This is a genomic window from Mycobacterium sp. NGS68, assembly GCF_059812195.1.
The window spans coordinates 48,411-73,409 of sequence record NZ_JCALCE010000018.1; the positions used below are offsets into that span (position 1 = coordinate 48,411).

The following is a 24,999-nucleotide window of genomic DNA, read 5'->3' on the forward strand; positions in this document are numbered from 1 at the left end:
CAGTGGGGAGAACGGGAGGGGGAGATACTTGCATATCCTAGTAAATGCACTTCGGCGTTGGCAAGCGGCGCGGATGGGGAACGCCGCTTGAGTCAACTGACTGGTTGCATCACCGCCGTTGGCAATAGGCTGACCCGCCAATGCGCCGCATCCCGATTGCCCTGGTAGTGACATCCCTGCTGATCTTGTCGGGATGCGGTCCGTCGCAACTCCGCAGCGATCACGCGGCGCACGGTGTTTTCAATCCCATATTCGTCTACGTGGGGGTGAACCAGGCTTTCGCGGTCAACGCTGCGCTGGACAAGGAAGTGCTGTACACCGGCGACATTGGCCCTGGGGACTCGGCCTTCGTGACTGCCGACTCCCAATTTCTGGTCCTCCGGTCCGGGACCGGCGCCGTGTCCGCGATCAATCCGCGCACCAAGAGGATTCGGAAGATCGTCTGCGAATGTCATTCGGCCATTCCGAGGGCGGGCGAGAAAAGCGCAATCTACTGGTGGGCCCACGACGGCAGTATTGCGCGGCTCGCCCTGGACTCCCCGGACCTGAACGCGGAAACGGCGGTGCGTGTCACGCTGCCGGAACCTGTGCCGATCCCCGGTATGCGAACCTGGGCAGACCCGTGGACCGAAGTCGCCGGAGTCACCGACGACGGCTACCTGATATCCCGCTACGAGTATGACAACGGCCTGCAGTACGGGACGCCGAATGTCTTGTACTTCGTCGACAAAGCCGGAGCGGTAAAGCGCCTGGGACCGATCGACTCCAACACCGCGGTCGGGGACTTCATCGTGTCCGACGGAGGGGGTGCGATTCTGTACTCCACTGAGTTTCGCGTCGACGCTGCTTGTGACCAAGCCGTCCTGGGCGTGGTCTCGACCCGGCAGGCGGTCGCGTCGAGCATTCGCCTACCGGCGGACCCGTGCTCGAGGATCTTGAAAATGTGGAACGATCCACAGCGCGGCGGCACTCAGATATTGCTCTTGAGGAAGGCCGCGCCGACTCTGCCGGGAGATTACAGAAACCTGGTGCTGCTCAGGTACGCAAACAATGCGGTGAGCGAGACCGAGGCAATTCCGGTCGCGGGATCGGCCTCCAACGGCACGTTCACCGCCGACATCCAACCGCCGATCTGCGGCGAACTTCGCTTGCATTCTTCGGGCAAGACGGTGACTCTCACTCCCGACGCCTGCCAAGTTTTCTCCGTTCCGGCGCCCGCCGCATTCGCCTGATGCTCCGGCGCCCCCATCACCGAAACTGCGTCCAGAGCAAGCGAATCAGTCGCAACAGTGCCCTGAGCGCGGGCTCGAAGCCACGAGCGCAGGCTCGCGTGGAAGATCAAGGACGACGCGGTCAGGTTGGCCGGATCCGCCATCCAGTCGAAGACCCGCTCCGCCGATGCCGCGATCGTTCGACCCACCGCGTCGGATCGCCTTGAGAAACCGCCCGCCCGTCAGGGGCAGGTGACGTTGACCTCGAACGGCTTGTTCACCTGATTGCCGCCGTTGTCCACCCCGCTGGCGTTGCCGGTGATCGTGTAGCTCTTGCCGGTCTTGGTGGCCTTGGCGTCGTTTCCGGGCACGCCCTCGGTGAAGCTCATCACGACGCCGTCGACGGTGCCGAACCCGATGTTGTGCACCACCGAGCCATCCGGCTCCAGGCCGATGATGATGCCGGTCACCATGTCGCCGACCGCAATCGAGAACCTGCCCTGCGTCGTTTCGCACACCACCGCGCCGCTGACGGGCTGTGGTTTGCCGCCCACGACGACCTTGGTTTCGCCCGCTGCGGCGGGAGTGCCGGCCGCCGTCGCGGACGCGGAACTTGGGCTCGAACCCGCGCTCGAGGACGGCCCCGACGCATTGTTGTCCCCCGAACACCCCGCCACCCCCGCGACGATGCTCGCCGCGCCGGCGACGACCAGCAACCCACGCTTCACTAAATTCTCCCTTTGTCGGCGGATCCCGTCAGAGCAGTATGGCCGCCCTCGGCGCTATTTGCTGCCCAGACCGCCGACAAAGCTCTGCGCCTCGGCCCACGTCGGGAGCAGGCCGGCCGCGCGCACGTCGTCGAGTCCAAGCGCCGCGGCGTCGCGGTCGGACATGCTGGGCGGCGCGCCGTCGACCAGCGGCCAGTCGATTCCCAGCGTCGGGTCCGTGGCGCAGATGGTGTGCTCGCGCTGCGGGTTGTACTCCGACGAGCACAGGTACATGACCGTGGAATTGTCTTGTAGCGCAAGGAATCCGTGGGCAAGACCCTCGGAGATGTAGATCGTCCTGCGGTCGCGGTCGTCCAGCAGCACCGAGGCCCAGCGCCCGAACGTCGGTGAGCCCACCCGGATGTCGACGACGACGTCGAACACCGAGCCGGACACGCACGTCACGTACTTGGCCTGGCTGGGCGGCAGCTGCGCGAAATGCAGGCCGCGCAGCACGCCGGCCGACGACACCGAGCAGTTTGCCTGCCGGACGTCCAGGCGGTGCCCGGCGAACCCGCGGAACCCGCGGTCGGTGAGCCATTCGAAAAACAACCCGCGCGAATCGCCATGGATGGCAGGCGTGATCTCCCACGCGCCTGGGACGTCGAGTTCGCGAACCTGCATCTACTGCCCGCGTTCCTCGTAGCGCGCTTCCGCCGCGTCCTTCAACCGCCGCCACCACGCCTCGTTGGCGCGATACCAGTCGATGGTGTCGCGTAGACCCTCGTCGAAGTCGGTGTGCTTTGGCGCCCAACATAATTCGTCGTACAGCACCGACGGGTCGATGGCGTAGCGCAGGTCGTGGCCGACGCGGTCGGTCACGTGGTCGAAGTCGTCGGGGTCGCGGCCCATCATCTTCAGCACGCTGCGCAGCACGCTCAGGTTGTCCCGCTCGCCTTCGGAGCTGATCAGGTAGGTCCGGCCGATCTGACCGTCGGTGAGGATCCGCCAGACCGCGTCGTTGTGGTCGTCGACGTGGATCCAGTCGCGGACGTTGGCGCCGGTGCCGTACAGCTTGGGTCGTCGCCCGGTGAGCACGTTGGTGATCTGGCGCGGGATGAACTTCTCCACGTGCTGGTACGGGCCGTAGTTGTTGGAGCAGTTGGAGATCGTGGCCCGCACCCCGTACGACCGCACCCAGGCCCGGACCAGCATGTCGCCGGCGGCCTTGCTTGCCGAGTAGGGGCTCGACGGGTTGTAGGGCGTGGACTCGGTGAACCGCTGCGGGTCGTCGAGCTCCAGGTCGCCGTAGACCTCGTCGGTCGAGACGTGGTGCAGCCGGACGCCCTCGCGCCGCACCGCTTCCAGGATCACGAACGTGCCGATCACGTTGGTGTGTAAGAACGGCTCCGGGTCGTCCAGCGCATTGTCCACGTGGGTCTCGGCGGCGAAGTGCACCACCGCGTCGGACTCGGCGACCAGCCGCCCGACCAGCTCGGCGTCGGTGATGTCGCCCTCGATGAGCCTGATGGCGTCCTCGACACCGGCCAGCGACTCGCGCCTGCCGGCATAGGTCATGGCGTCGAGCACCGTCACCACGGCGTCGGGATGTTCACGGACGGTGCTGTGCACGAAGTTCGCGCCGATGAAACCGGCGCCCCCGGTGACCAGCAGCCGCATGGTCAGAACCCTAGAGGGCCTGCCAGTTCCGTGAGCACCGATACCAGCTTTTCGTCGCCCTCTGCGTCATGGGTGCCGCCCAGCACCTGGATCGCCACGTGGTCGGCGCCCGCCTCGAGATGCTCGCCGAGGCGCTTGGCGATGGCCTCGGGGGTGCCGTAGGCGACCACCGAGTCGATCAGCCGGTCGCTGCCCGGCTTGCGCACGTCGTCCTCGGTGAACCCCAGCCGCAGCCAGTTGTTCACGTAGTTGCGCAGCCCCAGGTAGAAGTCGACGACCTTGCGTCCCTCGGCGCGGGCGGCGTCGCGGTCGGTGGTGAGCACCACCTTGTGCTCCGGGGCCAGGAACACCGACGTGCCCACCAGTTCGCGCGCCTTCGCGGTGTGCTCCGGCGTGGTCAGATACGGGTGCGCGCCCGCGCTGCGCTCGGCCGACAGGCGCAGCACCTTCGGGCCCAGGGCGGCCAGGACCCGCCGGCTGGTCGGCACCGTCGCGATGTCGAGCTCGTCGAGGTAGGCGACCAGTGCGTCGTAGGGTTTTTGGTACTCCTGGGTGTGCTCGGCGTGTCCCACCCCGACGCCCAGCAGGAATCGCCCCGGGTAGGCGCCTTCGATCCGGTGGTAGGACTCCGCGACAGCCGCGGCCGGCGCCGTCCAGATGTTGACGATGCCGGTGGCCAGCTGCAGCGACGTGGTCTGCGCCAGCGCGGGCTCGACCCACGCCAGGTCCGCGGCCGGCGACATGCCGATCCAGGCGGCGCCGTAGCCCAGCGATTCGATCCGCGCCGCCAACTCGGGCGTGATCGAACCCAGCCAGACCCCGAATCGGCCCAGCTCTGGTTTGAGTGACACTGGTTCAGTCATCGCGGTCATCGCCCTCCCTATACCCGTTGCTCAGGACTTCAGACCCAGCGGCCCGGCCAGCTCGGCCAGCGCGGGGACCAGGTTCTCGCTCCTGGTCAGGACCTGGATCCCGACGTGGTCGGCGCCGGCGTCGAGGTGCTCCTTAAGCCGCGCCGCGATCGCGTCGACGGTGCCGTAGGCCACCATCTCGTCGACCAGGCGATCGCTGCCCGGGCGGGCCACGTCGTCGTCGGTGAAGCCCAGCCGCTTCCAGCTGTTGAGGTAGTTCGCGAGGTTGAGGTAGATGTCGAGGGCCTTGCGGCCGATCGCGCGTGCCTGCTCCGCGTCCGTCGTCAACACCACCTTGTGTTCGGGCGCCAGCAACGCCGACGGGCCCAGCAGCTCACGGGCCCGCGCGGTGTGCTCCGGAGTGGTCAAGTAGGGCAGGGCCCCGGCGCTGCGCTCGGCGGACAGCTTGAGCACCCGCGGGCCCAGCGCCGCCACCAGCCTGCGGTCGGCGGGCACGCCGTAGTCGTCGAGGCGGTCCAGGTATTCGGTCAACGCGGCCAATGCGTTCTGGGTATCGCGGTATCGCGTGATCGCCTCGGGATGGCCGACACCGATACCCAGCAGGAACCGGCCCGGGTAGGCCTTCTCGATGCGGTGGAAGGACTCGGCGACGTCCTTGGCCGGGGCCGTCCAGATGTTGACGATGCCGGTACCCAGCTGCAACGTGGTCGTCGCCGCCAGGATCGGTTCGACCCACGCCAGTTCCGCCGGTGGCGAGCCGCCCACCCAGACGGCGCCGTAACCCAGGGCCTCGATCTCCCTGGCTTGCTGGGGCGTTACGCCGCGTCCGAACGATCCGAACTTCCCGACGGAAGGGGTCGACTTGGGCTGGCTGGCTGCGGAACTTGCGTGAGCATCGGTCATGGTTGCTCCAACCCGCGAGGCGACCCGCGCTATTCCTGTCCGGGACCCGCTTCGATCGCCGGATCAATAAACAATGGATCGATGGCATTTCGTCGGCCGCGAATAGGCGTCGGGAAATTGCATCCCGCGGGTGCGAATGACCGCCCGGATACCCCGAACAAGTATTGTCAATATGTGTACCTTGGGCGGGAAGTCGGCTTCGCGGGACGGGGTGTGCGGGTCGGTTTGATGGTGCCGCCCACGCCGTACCGGGCCGAGTTGCGGGTATCCGGGTGCCCCGCCGGGGTGCGCAGAATTACCTGCCCTCCTCGTGGGTAGCGCATGATGGTGCAGAGCGGTTGCTGTGGGAGGGCTCGTTGCCAGAAGATTCGTTCGGAAACTACCAGCTGATTGAGCTGCTGGGCCGTGGCGGCATGGGCGAGGTTTGGCGTGCCCATGACACCGTCATCGACCGGATCGTCGCGATCAAGATCCTGCCGGCCGAGATTTCCAAAGACGAGGTTTTCCAGCAGCGGTTCCGTCGCGAAGCCCACGCCGCCGCGCGTTTGCGCAGTCCGCACATCGTGCCCATCCACACCCACGGCGAGATCGACGGACGGCTGTTCGTGGACATGCAGCTGGTCGAGGGCCGCGACCTGCAGTCGATCCTGGACAACGGACCCCTGGCGCCGATGCGCGCGGTCAGCATCGTCGAGCAAATCGCCAAGGCATTGAACGCCGCGCACAAGGAGGGCCTGCTCCACCGGGATGTGAAACCCTCCAACATTTTGATCGACGACGACGACTTCGCCTATCTGATCGATTTCGGAATCGCCCTGGCGATCGGCGACCGCGGATTGACGACCGTCGGCGACGTGATTGGCACTTTCCATTACATGGCCCCGGAACGGTTCAAAACCCAGGAGGCCGGCGCCCCGCCGATCGACGCCCGGTCGGATATCTACGCGCTGGCCTGTGTGCTGTACGAGTGCCTGACGGCGGAGCACGCGTTCCGCGGCGACAGCCTGGAGCAACAGATCGGCAACCACCTGGTGTCGCCGCCGCCGCGGCCGTCGGCCTCCAACCCCTCGCTGCCGCGCGGTTTCGACAACGTGATCGCCAAGGGCATGGCCAAGAAGCCCAGCGAGCGCTACGAGACCGCCGTGGAGCTGGCGCGGGCCGCCCGCAACGCCGCCACCGCGCCGGTGCAGGTGCCGCGGCCTCCGGTCCGTCGGCCCCCGCCGCCGCTGGCGCCGCCACCGCCACCCAAGCCGATCGCGCCGCCGGTCCGCGTCGACAACTACGGCTTCCGGCCGATGCCGGGTCCGGCACCGATCCCCGGGCCGGTGCCCGGCTCGGTGTCGGGATCGGTACCAATGCCGGGGCCGCCGAATGCCGCCGGTCCAAGTACCCAGCGGCAGCCGGCGATCAATCCGAACGCCCGACGGGAAGCCCTGGCCGCGCCGCCGCGGAGCACTCCGGCCCCGTCGTCGACGCCGTCCGCGCCGAAATCCGCGCCGCCGACGCCATGGTGGCGCCGCAAGAACGCCGTCATCGCCGCGGGCGTCCTGCTGACCGTTGCTGTCGTCGTCGGGGGTATCGCCCTCAGCGGCAACGGGGGTGGGCCGGCCGTACCCGAAAACCAGACGACGCTGCCCTTCAGCAACCTGCGTGGCCCGCAGGGGCTGTCGGTGGATCGTGCCGGGACGGTGTACGTCGCCGACACCGATCACCACAAGGTGTTCTCGTTGCCGCTCAACGCGCCCAAACCCGATCGACTGCCGTTCGACGACCTCAACTTCCCGACCGGGGTGACGGCGGACAGCACCGGCAACATCTACGTCAACGACTCGGGCAACAGGCGGGTGTGGCAGCTCATCGCGGGTACGAAGCAGCCCAGCGTATTGACGGCGTTCGGTGAACTCTCCAAGCCGACCGGGCTGGCCGTGGACACCGTCGGCACCGTCTACGTCACCGAGACGGGCAAGAACCGGGTGCTGGCCCTGGACAAGGGGGCGAACGCGCCGCGGGTGATCACCCAATTCACGGACCTCAAGGAGCCGAGCGGTTTGGTGGTGGGCGGGGACGGGACCATCTACGTCGCCGACGGCGGCAACCACCGGGTGCTGTCGTTCCGCCCGGGAGTCGACAGCAAACCGAAGGTCGTGCCCTTCAAGGACGTCCACGAGCCCGGCGGCCTGACCGTGGACAGCAAGGGCAACGTCTACGTGACCGACATCCAGGCCAATCGCGTTCTGAAACTTCCCGTCGGCTCGACCCAGCAGGAAGAAGTGCACTTCGGGCCCCTCGACGGTCCGTGGGGCCTGGCGGTCGACAACAACGGCAACGTGTACGTCGCGGACCGCACCGACAAGATCCTGGAGTTGAAGGCGAAATAGTCGCCTGCGACCGTCTGGTGTGCGGTTTTGCGCCGAGAACGGCGTTGCGGGTAAGGTGGGACAACGGTGCGGCCTCCCGTGCCGACTCTTGGCGTGCCTGTCCTGAGATTTTCGCGATAGCGGAATTTCCACCACCGGCTCACGTTTTAGTAGTCCGGACACATGCTGCGCCCAAGCAGGTTACTGACGAGGGATAGAAAAGGATCGCCGGAAAGTAATGGCCAAAAAGGACGGTGCCATCGAGGTCGAGGGTCGCGTGGTCGAGCCCCTGCCCAATGCCATGTTTCGCATTGAGCTCGAGAACGGCCACAAGGTGCTCGCCCACATCAGCGGCAAGATGCGGCAGCACTACATCCGCATCCTCCCCGAGGACCGGGTGGTGGTGGAGTTGTCTCCCTACGACCTGTCGCGGGGCCGCATCGTGTACCGGTACAAGTAACGAAGACTTTTAGAGAACAGGACCGAGACTGCCGTGAAGGTGAACCCGAGCGTCAAGCCGATCTGTGACAAGTGCAGGGTGATCCGTCGGCATGGGCGGGTCATGGTGATCTGCTCCGACCCGCGCCACAAGCAGCGGCAAGGCTAGCCGGGGCGGGCACGCCCGCCCGACACAACTGAATGCAGACCTCCCAGCACCACCGAGCGAATTCGTCGCTCGGACACGCCCGGACGGAGGCCGGGCCCCATGGCCGAATGTGATTTGGGCAGGGAACGGACTGGGAAAAGACCTCCGCTTGAGAAAAAGAGGAAACGCCACCTATGGCACGACTAGTAGGCGTCGATCTGCCGCGCGACAAGCGGATGGAGATCGCGCTGACCTACATCTTCGGCATCGGCCGTACCCGTTCCAACGAAATCCTGGCAGCCACCGGCATCGACAAGGACTTGCGTACCAGGGACCTGTCCGATGACCAGCTGACCCATCTGCGTGACTACATCGAAGCCAACCTCAAGGTGGAGGGTGACCTGCGCCGCGAGGTGCAGGCCGACATCCGTCGCAAGATCGAGATCGGCTGCTACCAGGGTCTGCGGCACCGCCGTGGCCTGCCGGTGCGCGGCCAGCGGACCAAGACCAATGCGCGGACCCGCAAAGGCCCCAAGCGCACCATCGCCGGCAAGAAGAAGGCCAGGTAACCGATGCCACCCGCAAAGAAAGCTGCAGCCGCGAAGAAGGGTCAGAAGACCCGGCGGCGGGAAAAGAAGAACGTCCCACACGGTGCCGCGCACATCAAGAGCACCTTCAACAACACGATCGTGACGATCACCGACCCGCAGGGCAACGTCATCGCCTGGGCGTCGTCGGGCCACGTCGGTTTCAAGGGGTCCCGCAAGTCGACCCCGTTCGCCGCGCAGCTGGCCGCCGAGAACGCGGCGCGCAAGGCGCAGGAGCACGGGGTGCGCAAGGTCGACGTGTTCGTGAAGGGCCCGGGCTCGGGCCGGGAGACCGCGATCCGGTCGCTGCAGGCCGCCGGCCTGGAGGTCGGCGCGATCTCCGACGTCACCCCCCAGCCGCACAACGGCGTCCGTCCGCCCAAGCGGCGCAGGGTTTAGGAGTAGATACAGATGGCTCGTTACACCGGACCCGTCACCCGCAAATCGCGCCGGCTGGGCACCGACCTCGTCGGTGGCGACCAGTCGTTCGAGAAGCGCCCCTACCCGCCCGGCCAGCACGGCCGCGCGCGGATCAAGGACAGCGAGTACCGCCAGCAGCTGCAGGAGAAGCAGAAGGCCCGCTTCACCTACGGCGTGATGGAGAAGCAGTTCCGCCGCTACTACGAAGAGGCCACCCGCCACTCCGGCAAGACCGGTGAAGAGCTGCTGAAGATCCTGGAAAGCCGGCTGGACAACGTCGTGTACCGCGCCGGGCTCGCGCGGACCCGCCGGATGGCCCGTCAGCTGGTCACCCACGGCCACTTCACGGTCAACGGCGTGCGCGTCGACGTCCCCAGCTACCGGGTGTCGCAGTACGACATCATCGACGTGCGGGACCAGTCGCTGAACACCGTGCCGTTCCAGATCGCCCGGGAGACGGCGGGTGACCGCCCGACGCCGAGCTGGCTGCAGGTGGTGGGGGAGCGTCAGCGCATCCTGATCCACCAGCTGCCCGAGCGCGCGCAGATCGACGTCCCGCTCACCGAGCAGCTGATCGTCGAGTACTACTCGAAGTAATCACGGTCCTCCGTCACCGCGACCGCGGCGTCGGATCACTTAGCGGCATCAAATAGCGGGTGCCGAGAAGGAGAAGAAGAAACACATGCTGATCTCTCAGCGACCCACGTTGGCCGAGGAAATCCTCACCGACAACCGCTCCCAGTTCGTCATCGAGCCGCTCGAGCCGGGATTCGGTTACACCCTGGGCAATTCGCTGCGGCGCACGCTGCTGTCGTCGATCCCCGGCGCGGCCGTCACCAGCATTCGCATCGACGGTGTGCTGCACGAATTCACCACGGTGCCCGGCGTCAAGGAGGATGTCACCGACATCATCCTGAACCTCAAGGGCCTCGTCGTGTCCTCCGAGGAGGACGAGCCGGTCACCATGTACCTGCGCAAGCAGGGTCCCGGTGAGGTCACCGCGGGCGACATCGTCCCGCCGGCCGGTGTCACCGTGCACAACCCCGGCATGCACATCGCGACGCTGAACGACAAGGGCAAGCTGGAGGTCGAGCTGGTCGTCGAGCGCGGCCGCGGCTACGTCCCGGCCGTGCAGAACCGGGCCTCGGGCGCCGAAATCGGCCGCATCCCAGTCGATTCCATCTACTCGCCGGTGCTCAAGGTCACCTACAAGGTGGACGCCACCCGTGTCGAGCAGCGCACCGACTTCGACAAGCTGATCCTCGACGTCGAGACCAAGAGCTCGATCACCCCCCGCGACGCGCTGGCTTCCGCGGGTAAGACGCTGGTCGAATTGTTCGGCCTGGCACGCGAACTCAACGTCGAGGCCGAGGGCATCGAGATCGGCCCGTCGCCGGCCGAGGCCGACCACATCGCGTCGTTCGCGCTGCCGATCGACGACCTGGACCTCACGGTGCGCTCCTACAACTGCCTCAAGCGCGAGGGTGTGCACACCGTCGGAGAGCTGGTCTCGCGCACGGAGTCCGACCTGCTCGACATTCGCAACTTCGGTCAGAAGTCCATCGACGAGGTGAAGGTCAAGCTGCACCAGCTGGGCCTGTCGCTCAAGGACAGCCCGCCGAGCTTCGACCCGTCGGAGGTCGCGGGCTACGACGTCGCCACCGGCACCTGGTCCACCGAGGGCGCCTACGACGACCAGGACTACGCCGAAACCGAACAGCTTTAACCACAATTCCGTCCCGGTCCTACCTGATACGGGGACCGGCCCCGAATAGGAGATAGTCGCAATGCCCAAGCCCACTAAGGGACCTCGTCTCGGCGGGTCGTCTTCGCACCAGAAGGCGCTTCTGGCCAACCTGGCCACGTCGCTGTTCGAGCATGAGCAGATCAAGACGACCGAGCCCAAGGCCAGGGCGCTGCGGCCCTACGCGGAGAAGCTGATCACGCACGCCAAGAAGGGCACGCTGCACAACCGGCGTGAGGTGCTCAAGAAGATCCGCGACAAGGACGTGGTGCACAAGCTGTTCGCCGAGATCGGGCCGTTCTTCGCCGATCGCAACGGCGGCTACACCCGCATCATCAAGGTCGAGGCGCGCAAGGGCGACAACGCCCCGATGGCCGTGATCCAGCTGGTGCGGGAGAAGACGGTGACGTCGGAGGCCGACCGTGCCCGCCGGGTGCAGGCCTCGAAGAAGGCCGCGCCCGTGGCGGCGGCCGCGGCGCCGCAGGCGGCGGTCGAGCCGGAGGAGGCCGTCGGCCCGACGGCGGACGAAGCCGCCGAGCCGACCGCGGAGGAGAGCACCGGCCAGACCGCTCCCGAGGCGGCGGCCGCCGCACCGCAGGCGGCTGTCGAAGAGGCGTCCGACGCCGACGAGGCCCCCGACGCCGACGAGGCCCCGAAGAATTAGTGGGGACGTCCGGCTTCGGCTTGACATCGCCTACGACGGAACCGGTTTCGCGGGCTGGGCGGCCCAGCCGGGACAGCGGACGGTCGCCGGCGTCCTCGATGACGCGCTGACGACCGTTTTCCGCACCCCGGTGCGGCTGCGGGCGGCGGGACGCACGGACGCGGGAGTGCACGCCACGGCACAGGTGGCGCACGCCGACGTGCCGGCCGACGCGTTGCCCCACGCGTATTCGCGCTCACCCCACGCCGAGGATGCGGAGTTCTCGGCGCTGCTGCGTCGTCTCGCCAGGTTTCTGCCCGCCGACGTCCGGGTGTTCCGGATCGCGCGTGCGCCGGCGGCTTTCGATGCCCGCTTTTCGGCGCTGCGGCGGCATTACGCCTACCGGCTGTCGACGGCGCCGTACGGCGTGGAGCCGCAGCGGGCACGCTACGTCACCGCCTGGCCGCGCGGACTGGACGTCGAGGCGATGAACGTCGCGTCGCGGGACCTGTTGGGACTGCACGATTTCGCCGCGTTCTGCCGGCACCGCGACGGCGCCACTACGATCCGCGAGCTGCAGCGGCTGGACTGGTCGCGCGACGGCGACCTGATCACGGCGCATGTCACCGCCGACGCGTTCTGCTGGTCGATGGTGCGATCGCTGGTCGGCGCCCTGCTCGCCGTCGGCGAGCATCGGCGCAGCGCGGCGTGGTGCCGCGAATTGCTCACCGCGACAGGCCGATCCAGCGATTTCGCGGCCGCGCCGGCGCACGGCCTGACGCTCGTCGGAGTGGACTATCCGCCCGACGACGAGCTGGAGTCGCGCAACCTGATCACCCGGGACCTGCGGTCGCGCTAGCGAGTTCTACAGCCGACCTGCGACGAAGGCGGCGGCCTGATCCACCAGGCCGGAGCCGATGTACGACGGCTGCAGGTGCGCGTTCCAATCCGTGCCGTTGCGACAGATAGGGTCACCCCTCGCGCACTGGTCGATCGTCTTGCCGGCGAAGGCGGGGGAGGGCCGCCTGGTGCCATTGCCGAACAACGCGACGGCCGCGACGTGGCCGTCGACCCCCGGCGGTATTCGACCCCAGGTCGCGACATCCGCGACCTCGGCACCGAGGGAATAGCCGCCGAGCACCTCGCGGGTGCCGGGGCAGGTCCTGGCCATGAATTGAACGTGGCCGGCCATGTCGTTAGCGCCGCTGTCGACGGTGATGTTGGCGGGGTAGTTGACGCCGTACACCCCGACCGGCAGACGCGTCTTGCCCCGCAGGGAATTGACGAAAGCGTCGCCGACCGCGCCGACGCCGGGGGGTTCCTCCCGTCCCCGGGCGAAGACGACCTCAGCGCCCGGGCACGCCGCCGCTGCCGCAGGTGGTGGAACGATCCCCAACGTCGGTGCAAGCAAAGCGACGGCCGCGAGGCGAAGCCTCATGACTCGATATTACGAGCGGTTTCGCGCAATCAAGCTGTGCGTTTTATATGCCTTTGGCTGCAGGTCAGTGCGCCTGGAGGCCGGCCCCGCGGGAGCCGACGACCGAGCCGTGCGCGACGTCCGCCGCCGGACCGGGCGACGCCGTCGGGCCGGGCGTCGGTGTCGGACCCGGCGCCGGGTAAGGGATGGGCGCCCGTGGGTCGGGGACCGGCGCCTGCGGGGAAGGGACGGGCGCCTGCGGGTAAGGGAGGGGCGCCTGCGGGGAAGGTACGGGCGCCTGCGGGTAGGGGCCGGGCGCCTGCGGGTAGGCCGGCCCGTAGCCGGGCACCTGCTGGCCGGATCCAGCCAATAGCTTGGAGGCGACGAACGCCGCGGCCTGGGTGGTGTACACGGGGACGTAGCCCTCGGTGTGCCCGCTCCACTCGTTACCCGGGCCCGCGTGGCAGATCGGATCGTTGGGGTTGCACAGGTCGATCGACTTGGAACCGAGCAGAGCGCTCTGGGTCGGCAGCGATCCGCCGGCACGGTCCGCCACGTCGCCGAAGGTCGCGACCGCCGCGACGTGGCTGGCCAGATCCGGTGTAATCGCACTGCCCCAGTTGATGCCGCCGATCGGGACGCCGGCCACGATGTCGATCACCGACGCGCCCTGCGAATAGCCGCCCAGCACAATCTTGGTGGTCGGGCACTTCTGCACCGCCTGCTTGATGCGATTGAGCGTGTCGTTGGCGCCGTCGCCACCGTGCAGCTGCAGCTTGCTCGCGGCGTAGTTGACGCCGTAGGTGTCGATGTTCAGGCCGCCGGTCTGCTGACGTAGCGAGGAGACGAAGGCGTCGCCGACGCGGCCCATGCCCGGCGGCTCGTTAGTGCCGCGGGCGAAGATCACCTCGACGTCCGGGCAGTCATCGGCCGACGCCGTGGGCAGGGTGCTGGGGACGCCGTTCGGCGCGACCAGCAGGACAGTGGCGGCGGCCAGGGCGACAGCTCCCGTGCTGGCCCAGCCACCTATACGGCGCAAATTCACGCCCAAATTTTACCCGCTACCAGGCCAGACGAAACGTCCCGAGCGTTGGCTCCGGCTTGTGCAGAACGGTCCACGCGTGGCCGTCGGGGGGCCTAGCTTTGGGCGCGTGCCGCGAAGACCGATCACCAGGCTGCACGTCAGCGGCCACCGGTTCCTACTGCGCCGCATCGAGTGCGCATTGCTGCGCCGGGATGTCGGCACCGTCAACGAACCCCTGCGCACGCGCGCAGCGTCGCTGGCGCTCGGTTGTGTCCTGGCGTCCGTCGCGGTGGCGGGATGCGGGTTGCTCGCGTTGCTGCGGCCCCAGCCGTCGCTGGATCGTGCACAGATCGCGATGGGCATGGAGTCCGGCGCGCTGTACGTGCGGGTGGGCGACACCTGGCATCCGGTGCTGAACCTGGCTTCGGCGCGGCTCATCGCGGCGACCGACGCCAACCCGCAGCCGGTGCGCGAGTCGGACCTGGCCCGCACCAAACGTGGTCCGCTGCTGGGCATTCCGGGTGCACCGCAACTGCTCGGCCACCCGCTGTCCGGTGCCGAATCGGGCTGGGCGATCTGCGACACCGGCGGCGGCGCGGCGACGACGGTTGTCGTCGGTCCGGTCGTCGGGCCGGCGCTGCGCGCCCTGACACCGGATCAGGCCATCCTGGCCGCGCCCGGCTCCGGCTCACCGGCCTACCTGCTGTACGACGGGCGACGCGCCCTGGTGGACCTCGCCGATGCCGCGGTTGTGCGCGCGCTGCGGCTGGAGGGCCGGACGCCGGTGCGGGTCGCGTCGTCGTTGCTGAACGCCGTGCCCGAGGCGCCGCCCATCACCACGCCGCGGGTGCGCTCGCGGGGCGCCCGGGGCCCGGGCGCGCTGGCCCGATTTCCCGTCGGCGGTGTGCTGCGGATCACGCGCGGCGACGGCGACGAGTACTACGTGGTGTTGGTCACAGGCGTGCAGCGGATCGGCCGGGTCGCCGCGGATCTGCTGCGGTTCAGCGACTCGCAGGGCTCCGCGGGTGTGGTCGCGGTGGCGCCCGACGTGATCCGCGCCGCCGCGGTGGCCGACGCGTTGCCGGTCACCACGTTTCCGGACCGGGCGCCGCTGGCCGTGGAGGGCGGGACCGCCATCTGCGTCACGTGGGCGCCCGGCACGCCCGGCCGACCGGGATTGCTGACCGGCGCCGGCCTGCCGGTGCCGGCGGGCCAGGCGCCGGTGCGGTTGTCGCAGGCCGACGGCGCGGGGCCGGCCCTGGACGCGGTCTACCTGCCGCCCGGGCGCAGCGCCTACGTGCGCGCGGGCGAGAAATACCTCGTCACCGACACCGGGGTGCGGTTCCCGATTCGCGACGACGGCGCGGCCCACGACCTGGGCCTGCCGCCGGCCGCGGTCCCGGCGCCGTGGCCGGTCCTGGCGGTGCTGCCGTCGGGACCGGAGCTGAGCCGGCGCGACGCGTCAGTCGCCCGCGACATCGTCGCCGCGGGACCGCCGTGACACGGCGCCGAGCGCCAGTGCGACCAGCAGCACCCCCAGGCAGATCGCCGCGCCCCGGAACGCCGCGGCCCGAGCGGAATCCGGCGGGGCGGGCGCCAGCTTGGCCGTCGGGACTCGGACCGGGTCGGGCCTCGCCGCGGGCGGCGGGACGGGGGTGCTGCTGAGCGCGGCGAGGACGTCGACCGTGCCGCTGCCGACCAGCGAGTCCCAGCCGCCGGGCGGGTGATGCGCGGTGGACTCGACGCGCTGCATCACCTGGCGGGCGGTCAGCTCGGGGAACCGGGCGCGGATCAGCGCGGCCAGGCCGCTGACCAGCGGCGCCGCGTAACTCGTGCCCGACAGCGGCGCCGAGCCGAGCGAGATCGTCCCCTCGCCGACGGCCGCCACATCCACCCACGGCCCCGGCATGGTGAACGCCGACGCCGTGCCCTCGGCGTTCACGGACCCGACGGTCAGCACGTAGTCGTCGTACCAGGCCGGGCTGACCGTAACCGTGACGGTGTCCCAGGTGGCGTCGGGCCGCTGCGGCGGGCACTGCGCGGCGCCGCCGGTATTGCCGGCCGCGGCGACGACGACCGCGTTCTTGACGTCGACCGCGTAGGCCAGCGCGGCGCCGAGAGCGCGATCATCCAAGGCCGAGGTGGCGGCGACGCACGCGACGGTCGAGATGTTGATCACCGACGCGCCGAGATCGGCGGCCGTGCGGACGGCCTTCGCCATGGTGTCGACGTCGCCGGACCCCGCGGTCGACCGGTCGAGCGGAGCGAACTTGGCGCTGGACTGCCGGATGCTGATCACGGTGGCATCGGGGGCGACGGCGGCGGCGATGCCGGCCACCATCGTGCCGTGCGCGTCGCAATCCTGGGTGCCGTCGCCGGTGGACACGTAGTCACCCCCGGCCACCAGGTTGGGTAGCCGCGGATCGCGCGCCACGCCGGTGTCGATGATCGCGATCCGCTGTCCCGCGCCGCGCGTGAGCGGCCACACCTGCGCGAGGTCGAGGCCGGCGAACTGCGCCGACGCGCCGGTCGTCTCGGTGGCGGTCGGCATCGGTGCGCACACCTCGCGCTGCACGGTAGGCCGCGGCGGCGCCGGCGGTCCCGCGCGGGGCAGCCACTTGTCGTCGACCGCGGGCGGCGAAACCGCGTGTGCCGTCGGCGCGGCGCACTGCGCCGCGAGCGCGATGCCCGCCAGTAGCCGCGCGAGGCGCCTCACGGCAGATCCAGGCCGCGAACGGCGGTGAAGACGCCGCAGACCCAGCACGCCAGCGGAGCCAGGGCCGTCAGCGTCAGGCACTCCAGCACCTCGACGCGCCGATGCGCGACGGGGGACAGCGGCCGCGCGGGAGCGACGAAACCGAGGTAGATCGCCGCCGCGGCTCCCGCTGCCGTCGCCGCCGCAATCCACGGCCCGTGTTCCGGATCCGCTGCGGCGGCCGTCAATGTCGCTCCGGCCGTGGCGATTCCGCCGACCACCAACACCAGCCTTCGGCTCCTCTCGGGATGCGCCCGCGCGCGCAGCAGGAGCAGCGCGGCAACCAGGGCGGCAAGCGTGAAGCGGCCGGCGCGCGGCGCCTCGCGGGCGAACGCGGTGACGACGGCGCCGGCGGTCGCCGACGCCGCGAACGCGGTCAGCAGGCTGGTCAGCCAGTTGTCGGCGCGGACCGCCCTGGCGCCCAGTTCGCCTGCCGCATCTGGGGATAGGCCCGCCAACGCGATCGACAGCCGCGCGGCCGCCTCCAGCAAGGCCAGCGACAGCAGCGCCGTCGCCGCTGCGACGACGTGCGGCGGCGCCTTGGCGACCGCACCGGCCAGTGCGGCGCCGGCGACCACAACCGCGAAGCACGACAGTGCCGTCAATGTGGCGACGCCGCAGCCGATTACGCGGATCCCCAGCACGCACGTGGCGGCCACCGCCATCGCGGCCAGCAGCGCGTGGGGAAAGCCCGGAGGGCCCGGGACCGCCAGCAGTCCGGCGACGGCCGCGAACCCGGCGGCGACGACGCCGAGCGCCAGCCCGGCGACCGGGTCGTGGTAGACCCGCTGCGCGAGCGCACCGCCGATCAGGGCCGCCAGGCCCGCCACCCCCGCGATCAGTGCCGTGCCAGCCAGGTTGGCGCCCGGCGCATTTCGGGCCAGCGCCAGGCACCCGACGCCGGTGCTGCCGCACGCCGCCACCGCGCCGGTGAGCCGCGTCGCGCGCCGGTTCCACACCGGGGTGCCGGTATCGAGGGTGACCGCGACTGCCTCGGCGACGTCGTCGCAGCGGGGCCCGGGCACGTCGGCGGCGGAGCGGGTCAACAGCAGGACGGCGCCGTCGCGGACATCGTGTTGCGCCAGCGTCGTCGAGGCTGGAAACGCGGCGGCGCCGGGCCGCGACAGTTGGTAGCGCCCGGGCGCTTCGGGGAGCTGCACTTCGAGGATTTCGATCATCGACGGGATCAGCGTGGCGATGGGCACCGCGGCGGGCAGGGACAGGTCGACGACGGCGGCGCCCGAATGGACGCAGACGCGGCGCAGCCCCGCATCGGTTGTGGACGACATTGGGCGCACGGTAATCGGACTGCGGGGGAGCGGTGTGCGTCGATCCACAGGTGACTTGCGGTGCCTCCCGGCGTCACTTAGCGTCCCCACACTGTCAAGAAAGGGCAGGTATGACAAGCAGTTTCACGCCGGCGGTGCGGCGGCCGTCCCCGGTGCCGGGCGGGGCCGACGTCGCGATCGCCGCGCCGCCGGAGGTCGCGCGGCCCACGGCGTCGGGCCTGCTCGTCCGGCTGTTGCCCGCCGTGATGGCGGTCGCGAGCCTGGGTGTGATGGTGGCGTCGGCCTCCTCGGGGGCGGCACTTGCGCGTAACCCCACCTTCCTGGCGCTGCCGCTGCTGATGCTGATTTCGGTGCTGGCGACGGCCGTTGCGGGGCGTGGCCGCGGGGCGGGTAGGGGGATCGACGCCGATCGGGCCGACTACCTCGGCTACCTCAGTGGATTGCGTCGCACGGTGACCGAAACGGCTGCGGCACAGCGCGCGTCGCTGCGCCGTGACCATCCGGATCCGGATACGTTGTGGACGCTGATCGGCGGCCCGCGGATGTGGGAGCGGCGCGCCGCCGACCACGATTTCTGCCTGGTCCGCGTCGGCATCGGAACCGGCCCGCTCGCAACGCGTTTGGTGGCACCGGATACCCGGCCCGCGGAGCGGTCGGATCCGGTCACCGACACCGCGCTGCGCCGGTTTCTGGGCGCCCACTCCCAAATCGCCGACGCGCCGGTAGCGGTGGCGCTGCGCGCGGGCACGGCGGTCACGATCGACGGTGATCCGGGGCGGGCGCGCGCCTTTTTGCGGGCGATGATCTGCCAGCTGGCGGTGCTGCACGCCCCGGATCAGCTGCTGATCGTCGGCGCGATCGCCGACCGGTGGCGTGCGGAGTGGGATTGGCTGAAATGGTTGCCGCACAACCAGCATCCGCACGCGGCCGACGCCCTCGGGTCGGTCCGGCTGCGCTATCCCACGCGGGCGGCGGCCGAAGCGGCGGTGGCCGGCTGCGGGCGGCACGTCGTGCTCGTCTGCGACCTCGACGAGCCTGCGCGCGCTTTCGAGTGCGCGAGCGTCCTCGCGGTGGGCACCGGCGGCGACGCGGCATCCCTGACGGTCCGGTGTCCCGCCGTCGTCGCGGGCCTGTCCTGCCCCGACCAGCTCGACCTCGTCGACGCGCTGGCCTGTGCCAGGCGGTTGGCGGCCTACCGGGTGGGCGTCCCGGGTCGTCGCGAGGGGGGCGCGGGCTGGCCGGATCTGGTCGGTGTCGACGTCGGCTCCTTCGAACCGAGTGCGCTGTGGCGCGGTCAGGACCATCGCGACCGGCTCCGCGTCCCCATCGGCACCACCCCCGACGGCGCGCCGCTGGAGTTGGACATCAAGGAACCCGCGGAAAACGGCATGGGCCCGCACGGGCTCTGCATTGGCGCCACGGGGTCGGGCAAATCGGAGCTGCTGCGGACCGTCGCGCTGGGCATGATGGCGCGGAACTCGCCGGCGGTGCTCAACCTGCTGCTGATCGACTTCAAAGGCGGCGCAACATTTCTCGACCTGGCCGACGCTCCGCACGTCGCCGCGGTGATCACCAACCTGGCCGAGGAGGCGCACCTGGTGGCCCGCATGCGCGACGCGTTGGCCGGCGAGATGAACCGCCGCCAACAGCTGCTGCGGGCGGCGGGCAACTTCGTCGGTGTCGCGGCGTACGAGGACGCGCGGCGGGCCGGCGCCCGCTTGGCCCCGCTGCCGACGCTGTTCATCATCGTCGACGAGTTTTCCGAGTTGCTCAGCCAGCATCCCGATTTCGCCGATATGTTCGTGGCGATCGGGCGGCTCGGGCGGTCGCTCGGCATGCACCTGCTGCTGGCCAGTCAGCGGCTCGACGAGGGCCGGCTGCGCGGGCTGGAGGCCCACCTGTCGTATCGGGTGTGCCTGAAAACGCTGTCCGCGAGCGACTCCCGGGCGGTACTGGGGACGCTCGACGCGCAACAGCTGCCCAACACCCCGGGCGCGGGTCTGCTGCGGACGCCGGGCGGCGAGTTGATCCGCTTCCACACCGCATTCGTGTCGGGACCGGCTCCGGCACACGCCGAACCGGTCGGCGCCGCCCCGTCGGTGCGGGTGTTCACGGCGGACCCCGTGGGCGGCGTCGCGCTCCAGCGCGGCGGGACGCGCCCCGTCCTGCGGGAGGTGCTGGAGCGCCTGCGGGGGCATGGGCCGGCCGCGCATCCCGTGTGGTTGCCGCCGCTGGACGCCGCACCCGCGCTGGACAGCGTGCTCCGCGACGCCGGTCCGGGGCGTGGCGCCCTGACGGTGCCGATCGGTGTCGTCGACCGGCCCTTCGAGCAGCGCCGGACACCGCTACTGGTCGACTTGTCCGGCGCCGCGGGCAATGTCGCGGTCGTCGGCGCTCCGCGGTCCGGCAAGTCGACCGCGCTGTGCACGCTGATCACCGCGCTGGCCGCCACCCACGACGCGGGTCGGGTGCAGTTCTACTGCCTGGACTTCGGCGGCGGATCGCTGGCGTCCCTGCGCGCCCTGCCGCACGTGGGTGACGTCGCCGGCAGGGGCGATCCGCGACTCGTCGAGCGCATGGTCGACGAACTCTTGGCGCTGGTCCGATCCCGGGAGGCTGCGGCGTGCCGGCGCCCAGATGTGTTCCTGGTGATCGACGGCTGGGCGGGCTTGCGCCACGAGTTCGAGTGGCTGGAGGCACCGATCACCGCCCTTGCCGGCCAAGGGCTTTCGTTCGGCGTGCACGTAGCGGTGTCCGCATCGCGCTGGGCCGAGATCAGACCGTCGCTGCGGGACCAACTCGGCACCCGCATCGAGCTGCGCCTCGGCGATCCCGCCGAGTCCGAGGTGGATCGCAAACGGGCCCAGCAGGTACCCCACGACCGCCCGGGCCGCGGCCTTTCCCGCGACGGACAACACGCGCTGATCGCGCTGCCCGCCGACGTGGCACGGTACCAGGACGGCGGGGCTGGTGCGCCCCCGATCCCGCTGCTGCCCAATCGGATCGACCACGACGCCGTCGTCCGGAGCGCGGGTGACCGACTCGGGTCGAGCATCCTGCTCGGCATCGACGAGCGCCGACTGCAACCCGTCACGGTCGATTTCGACCACAGCCCGCACCTGCTGATCCTCGGCGACAACGAATGCGGGAAAACCAGCGCGCTGCGCCTGCTGTGCCGCGAGATAGTTCGGACCAGGACCGCCGCGCAGGCGCAGCTTTTGATCGTCGACTATCGCCGCGCGCTGCTCGGCGTCGTCCGGTCGCAACACCTTGGCTGCTATGCACCGTCGCCGGCCGCGGTCAACGCGAGCCTGCCGGGCATGCTCGAGTCGCTGCAAGGCCGGATGCCGCCGTCGGACCTGAGCCACGCGCAACTGCTGACCCGGTCGTGGTGGTCCGGGCCGGACATCTACGTCGTGGTCGACGACTACGACCTCGTGGCGGCCCCGGCGTCCGCCAATCCGCTGTTGGCATTGCTCCAATACCTGCCCTACGCAACCGATCTCGGCCTGCACCTAGTCGTTGCACGGCGCAGCGGCGGAGTTGCGCGCGCCCTGTTCGAGCCGCTGCTCGCAGGCCTGCGCGACCTCGGCTGCCAGCAGCTGATGATGAGCGGCAGCCCGGACGAGGGGCCCGCGCCGGGATTCGCCCGTCCGGCGTCGCTGCCGCCCGGCCGTGGTGTGCTGATCACCCGGCCCGGCGACGAACGGCTGGTGCAGGTGGCCTGGAGCCCGCGCCGATGAGCGGGCACCGCACGGTGGTCGAGACCGGTCCGGGCGTCGTCCGCCGGTTGTGCTGCGGCGCAAAGGTAGCCACCGCGGACGCGGCGCTGAGCGCGATCGACGACCCGGTGGCGCTGGTCGACGGCCGCCCGGTTCGCGTCGACTCGCTGTGGCGTTCGGTGTTGCGGTCGGTGCGCTGTGGCGACTCGGACGGCGCGGTCGTCGTGCACCCGTCGTGGTGGTCGGCCTCGCGGGTCGGCGTGGTCGCCGCGGCGGCGCGAACCCTGTTCGAGGAACCGGAAAGCGTCGTGCTGCGCCCGCGCTCGTGGCTGCTGGCACACGCCGCGCCGGACGGGGCCGTGATCGTCGAGATCGCCGAGCGGCTGGTGGCGATCGGCGAGGGGCAGGCCTTGGCAGCGGTACCCCGCCGGATTGACGAGGGCATGGCCGAGCAAGTCGCGGCAGTCATGGCAGCGGTGTCCTCGCCGGTGGTCCTGATCGACGGGCCGGGCGCGGTCGCCGGGGCGCCGGCGCTGGCGACGGCCATCGCTGCGGCCGTTCGGGCCGCCGGCCGGAAGGTGGTGCACGTCGACGACGCCCAGCTGCCGCGACTGGCCCGGCTGGCCGCGGCGACCCCGCCGCGCGAGCCCGCCGAGCCGTCCGACGCACGCTTTCCCGGGCGCGTCCGGGCGATGGTCGGTCTGGGGACCGTCGGTGCCGCCGGTGCCGCCGTCACGGTGCTGAGCCTGGCGGCGCCGGCGCCGGTGAGTCGGCACGAAGGGGTCCCGGCGGGCACGACGTATCTGGTGGAGGGCCGGGTGGCGCTGTCCGTGCCGGCGGGGTGGTCCACCCAGCGGGTGATCGCCGGACCCGGCTCGGCGCGGGTACAGGTCACCTCGCCGACCGATCCGGAGGTGGCGTTGCACGTGACGCAATCGCCGGTGCCCGGTGAGACGCTGGCGCGCGCCGGCGAGCGGCTGAGGCAGGCGATCGACGCGGAGCCGGCGGGCGTGTTCGTCGACTTCAACCCCGCCGGATCCAGCTCCGGCCGGCCCGCGGTGACCTACCGGGAGGTGCGTGCCGCGCATCACGTGCGGTGGGCGGTGGTGCTGGACGGGCAGGTGCGCATCAGCGTCGGATGCCAGAGCAGGCCCGGCCGAGAGGACGCCGTGCGCGGGGTCTGCGACGAGGCCGTGCGGTCAGCGCACGCGGTCGGATAACTCGATGGAACCGAATCGGGCCCGCGGCCGTCGTACCTGCGATCGAGAGGAGAACGTGTGACAAGCAACGCGCTGAGCGCCGACTTCGACCTGATGAGGGCGGTCGCGGGGACAACGGACGCCCGCAACGAAGAAATTCGGGCGATGCTGCAGGCATTCATCGGCCGGATGAGCTCAGTGCCGCCCTCGGTGTGGGGCGGGCCGGCGGCCGTCCGCTTCAAGGACGTCGTGGACCGATGGAACGTCGAGTCGACGCGGCTCTACCACGTGCTGCACTCGATCGCCGAGACCATCCGCTACAACGAGGCCACGCTGCGTGAGGCCGGCCAGCAGCATGCCCAGCACATCGCCGCCGCCGGCGCGGACCTGTGATCGGGGGATGACCGTGGACCCGCTGCTGTCGTACAACTTCGGCGAAATCGAATACTCCGTCCGTCAGGAGATCCACCACACCGCGGCCCGCTTCAATGCGGCGCTGCAGGAGTTGCGCTCCCAGATCGCGCCGCTGCAGCAGCACTGGACTCGGGAGGCCGCGGCCGCATACCAGGTGGAGCAGCTCAGCTGGCACCAGGCGGCCACGGCGCTCAACGGGATCCTGCTCGACCTCGGCAACGCGGTCCGCGACGGCGCCGACGAGGTGGCGGACGCCGACCGGCGGGCGGCGGGCAGCTGGACGCGCTGAGACTGCCAAGACCCCTGTGGGTCCCGGCGGAGGAGAGCCGCCGGGGCCCACAGTGACTTATCAGCGCGGGAGGATTTTTGACCTGCGGGGATGCGCCTCGGTAAGCTGCTCCGTTGGCGTGCGGGTACGCGGGGCCTCGGGTCAATGTCGGTCGCCGAGACCAGCCCCACCGCCAACGCCTGACCGGCCCCCGGCGAGCACCGGGATCCACTCGAGGGAAAAGAAGGTAAGCGCTGTGCCTACATACGCGCCCAAGGCGGGTGACACCACGCGGTCGTGGTACGTCATCGACGCCACGGACGTGGTGCTTGGCCGTCTTGCCGTCGCGGCAGCCAACCTGCTGCGTGGCAAGCACAAGCCGACGTTCGCGCCCAATGTCGACGGTGGTGACTTCGTCATCGTCGTCAACGCCGACAAGGTCGCCATCAGTGGCGACAAACTGCAGAGCAAGATGGCCTACAGCCACTCGGGTTATCCCGGCGGCCTGCACAAACGCACGATCGGCGAGCTGATGCAAAAGCACCCCGACCGCGTCGTGGAGAAGGCGATCGTCGGCATGCTGCCCAAGAACAAGCTCAGCCGCCAGATCCAGCGCAAGCTTCGCGTCTATGCCGGCCCGGAGCACCCCCACACCGCGCAGCAGCCGGTTCCGTACGAGATCAAGCAGGTGGCCCAGTGACCGAGACAACCGAAGTGGTGGAAGTCGCGGAGGTCTCAGCCGAGGCTCCTGCCGCCAAGCCCGCCGAGTCGTTCGTGTTCGAGCGCCCCATTCAGACCGTCGGCCGCCGCAAGGAGGCCGTGGTGCGGGTGCGTCTGGTGCCCGGCACCGGCCAGTTCAACCTCAACGGCCGCAGCCTCGAGGACTACTTCCCGAACAAGGTGCACCAGCAGCTGATCAAGGCCCCGCTGGTGACCGTCGACCGGGTGGAAAGCTTCGACATCTTCGCGCTGCTGCACGGCGGCGGCCCGTCCGGTCAGGCCGGCGCGCTGCGACTGGGCATCGCGCGGGCGCTGATCGTGGCGTCGCCGGAGGACCGGCCCGCACTGAAGAAGGCCGGCTTCCTTACCCGTGACCCGCGTGCCACCGAGCGCAAGAAGTACGGGCTGAAGAAGGCCCGCAAGGCGCCTCAGTACAGCAAGCGCTGATCAACGACCACTTTCTGGCCGCAACCGTGCATCG

General features: G+C 69.9%; 26 protein-coding genes. 17 read left to right on the forward strand and 9 right to left on the reverse strand.

All coding sequences use genetic code 11. The features are described from left to right. Positions 1–140: 140 nt before the first annotated feature. Positions 141–1,232, forward strand: coding sequence for a hypothetical protein (locus tag AC5Y5V_RS19690; protein WP_499938733.1), 1,092 nt, complete (start codon positions 141–143; stop codon positions 1,230–1,232). Positions 1,233–1,453: 221 nt separating this feature from the next. Here AC5Y5V_RS19690 and AC5Y5V_RS19695 read toward each other — a convergent pair whose 3' ends face one another. The 5 genes from AC5Y5V_RS19695 to AC5Y5V_RS19715 are packed head-to-tail and all read right to left on the reverse strand — an operon-like array spanning position 1,454 to position 5,373. Next, positions 1,454–1,939, reverse strand: a complete 486-nt coding sequence (locus AC5Y5V_RS19695) for a lipoprotein LpqH (protein ID WP_499938735.1) — start codon at positions 1,937–1,939, stop codon at positions 1,454–1,456. Between the two features lie 54 nt (positions 1,940–1,993). Then, positions 1,994–2,602, reverse strand: a complete 609-nt coding sequence (gene rfbC / locus AC5Y5V_RS19700; RefSeq protein WP_499938738.1) for a dTDP-4-dehydrorhamnose 3,5-epimerase — start codon at positions 2,600–2,602, stop codon at positions 1,994–1,996. Further along, positions 2,603–3,598, reverse strand: coding sequence for a dTDP-glucose 4,6-dehydratase (gene rfbB, locus AC5Y5V_RS19705; protein WP_499938740.1), 996 nt, complete (start codon positions 3,596–3,598; stop codon positions 2,603–2,605). 2 nt (positions 3,599–3,600) lie between these two features. Next, positions 3,601–4,461, reverse strand: a complete 861-nt coding sequence (locus tag AC5Y5V_RS19710; RefSeq protein ID WP_499938742.1) for an LLM class F420-dependent oxidoreductase — start codon at positions 4,459–4,461, stop codon at positions 3,601–3,603. A 30-nt stretch (positions 4,462–4,491) separates the two neighbouring features. Next, positions 4,492–5,373: an LLM class F420-dependent oxidoreductase gene (locus AC5Y5V_RS19715; protein WP_499938745.1), complete on the reverse strand. Its 882-nt coding sequence runs from the start codon at positions 5,371–5,373 to the stop codon at positions 4,492–4,494. A gap of 356 nt (positions 5,374–5,729) precedes the next feature. Here AC5Y5V_RS19715 and AC5Y5V_RS19720 point away from each other — a divergent pair, with 356 nt between their 5' ends. The 9 genes from AC5Y5V_RS19720 to truA all read left to right on the forward strand — a co-directional run bounded on the left by AC5Y5V_RS19720 (position 5,730) and on the right by truA (position 12,569). Next, positions 5,730–7,751 carry a serine/threonine-protein kinase PknD gene (locus AC5Y5V_RS19720; RefSeq protein WP_499938748.1) on the forward strand — a complete coding sequence of 674 codons (2,022 nt, stop codon included), beginning with the start codon at positions 5,730–5,732 and terminating at the stop codon, positions 7,749–7,751. A gap of 217 nt (positions 7,752–7,968) precedes the next feature. Beyond that, entirely contained in the window at positions 7,969–8,190 is a 222-nt protein-coding gene (gene infA / locus AC5Y5V_RS19725; protein ID WP_003418601.1) for a translation initiation factor IF-1, read from the forward strand. Positions 8,191–8,223: 33 nt separating this feature from the next. After that, the gene (gene rpmJ / locus AC5Y5V_RS19730) at positions 8,224–8,337 is read left to right on the forward strand and encodes a 50S ribosomal protein L36 (protein ID WP_003879483.1); all 114 of its coding nucleotides are present in this window, start codon (positions 8,224–8,226) and stop codon (positions 8,335–8,337) included. A gap of 173 nt (positions 8,338–8,510) precedes the next feature. Continuing rightward, complete coding sequence (rpsM, locus tag AC5Y5V_RS19735; RefSeq protein WP_085233506.1) at positions 8,511–8,885, forward strand: 30S ribosomal protein S13; 375 nt, start codon at positions 8,511–8,513, stop codon at positions 8,883–8,885. A gap of 3 nt (positions 8,886–8,888) precedes the next feature. Beyond that, the gene (gene rpsK, locus AC5Y5V_RS19740; protein WP_067378322.1) at positions 8,889–9,302 is read left to right on the forward strand and encodes a 30S ribosomal protein S11; all 414 of its coding nucleotides are present in this window, start codon (positions 8,889–8,891) and stop codon (positions 9,300–9,302) included. 12 nt (positions 9,303–9,314) lie between these two features. Continuing rightward, the gene (gene rpsD, locus AC5Y5V_RS19745; protein WP_499938751.1) at positions 9,315–9,920 is read left to right on the forward strand and encodes a 30S ribosomal protein S4; all 606 of its coding nucleotides are present in this window, start codon (positions 9,315–9,317) and stop codon (positions 9,918–9,920) included. An 85-nt stretch (positions 9,921–10,005) separates the two neighbouring features. Continuing rightward, the gene (locus tag AC5Y5V_RS19750; RefSeq protein ID WP_499938753.1) at positions 10,006–11,049 is read left to right on the forward strand and encodes a DNA-directed RNA polymerase subunit alpha; all 1,044 of its coding nucleotides are present in this window, start codon (positions 10,006–10,008) and stop codon (positions 11,047–11,049) included. Positions 11,050–11,110: 61 nt separating this feature from the next. After that, positions 11,111–11,731 (forward strand): 50S ribosomal protein L17, encoded by a 621-nt coding sequence (rplQ, locus tag AC5Y5V_RS19755; protein WP_499938755.1) that lies wholly within the window; start codon positions 11,111–11,113, stop codon positions 11,729–11,731. Further along, a complete protein-coding gene (gene truA / locus AC5Y5V_RS19760) occupies positions 11,670–12,569 on the forward strand; it encodes a tRNA pseudouridine(38-40) synthase TruA (protein WP_499938913.1) in 900 nt (299 codons plus the stop codon). The genes rplQ and truA overlap by 62 nt, the downstream gene beginning before the upstream one ends. Positions 12,570–12,575: 6 nt before the next feature. On the opposite strand, the gene AC5Y5V_RS19765 is transcribed toward truA, so the two are convergent. Both AC5Y5V_RS19765 and AC5Y5V_RS19770 read right to left on the reverse strand, forming a co-directional pair. Further along, on the reverse strand, positions 12,576–13,148 hold the full coding sequence (locus AC5Y5V_RS19765; protein ID WP_499938757.1) for a cutinase family protein: 573 nt from the start codon (positions 13,146–13,148) through the stop codon (positions 12,576–12,578). Between the two features lie 64 nt (positions 13,149–13,212). Then, positions 13,213–14,172, reverse strand: a complete 960-nt coding sequence (locus AC5Y5V_RS19770) for a cutinase family protein (RefSeq protein WP_499938759.1) — start codon at positions 14,170–14,172, stop codon at positions 13,213–13,215. A 106-nt stretch (positions 14,173–14,278) separates the two neighbouring features. Between AC5Y5V_RS19770 and eccB the strand changes: the two genes are divergently transcribed. Beyond that, positions 14,279–15,652 (forward strand): type VII secretion protein EccB, encoded by a 1,374-nt coding sequence (gene eccB, locus AC5Y5V_RS19775; protein ID WP_499938761.1) that lies wholly within the window; start codon positions 14,279–14,281, stop codon positions 15,650–15,652. Here the strand turns inward: eccB and mycP are convergent. Next, positions 15,614–16,867 (reverse strand): type VII secretion-associated serine protease mycosin, encoded by a 1,254-nt coding sequence (gene mycP / locus AC5Y5V_RS19780; protein WP_499938764.1) that lies wholly within the window; start codon positions 16,865–16,867, stop codon positions 15,614–15,616. The genes eccB and mycP overlap by 39 nt on opposite strands. After that, positions 16,864–18,195: a type VII secretion integral membrane protein EccD gene (eccD, locus tag AC5Y5V_RS19785; protein WP_499938767.1), complete on the reverse strand. Its 1,332-nt coding sequence runs from the start codon at positions 18,193–18,195 to the stop codon at positions 16,864–16,866. The genes mycP and eccD overlap by 4 nt, the downstream gene beginning before the upstream one ends. 110 nt (positions 18,196–18,305) lie before the next feature. Here eccD and eccCb point away from each other — a divergent pair, with 110 nt between their 5' ends. From eccCb to rpsI, 6 genes are all read left to right on the forward strand, one after another. Further along, complete coding sequence (eccCb, locus tag AC5Y5V_RS19790; protein ID WP_499938769.1) at positions 18,306–21,938, forward strand: type VII secretion protein EccCb; 3,633 nt, start codon at positions 18,306–18,308, stop codon at positions 21,936–21,938. After that, a complete protein-coding gene (locus tag AC5Y5V_RS19795) occupies positions 21,935–23,137 on the forward strand; it encodes a type VII secretion-associated protein (protein ID WP_499938771.1) in 1,203 nt (400 codons plus the stop codon). Before eccCb ends, AC5Y5V_RS19795 begins: the two co-directional genes overlap by 4 nt. Positions 23,138–23,194: 57 nt before the next feature. Next, a complete protein-coding gene (locus tag AC5Y5V_RS19800; protein ID WP_499938776.1) occupies positions 23,195–23,509 on the forward strand; it encodes a WXG100 family type VII secretion target in 315 nt (104 codons plus the stop codon). Between the two features lie 7 nt (positions 23,510–23,516). After that, complete coding sequence (locus AC5Y5V_RS19805; protein WP_499938780.1) at positions 23,517–23,819, forward strand: WXG100 family type VII secretion target; 303 nt, start codon at positions 23,517–23,519, stop codon at positions 23,817–23,819. Between the two features lie 235 nt (positions 23,820–24,054). Beyond that, a complete protein-coding gene (gene rplM / locus AC5Y5V_RS19810; protein ID WP_499938782.1) occupies positions 24,055–24,498 on the forward strand; it encodes a 50S ribosomal protein L13 in 444 nt (147 codons plus the stop codon). Continuing rightward, entirely contained in the window at positions 24,495–24,965 is a 471-nt protein-coding gene (gene rpsI / locus AC5Y5V_RS19815) for a 30S ribosomal protein S9 (RefSeq protein WP_499938784.1), read from the forward strand. The genes rplM and rpsI overlap by 4 nt, the downstream gene beginning before the upstream one ends. Positions 24,966–24,999: the final 34 nt, after the last annotated feature.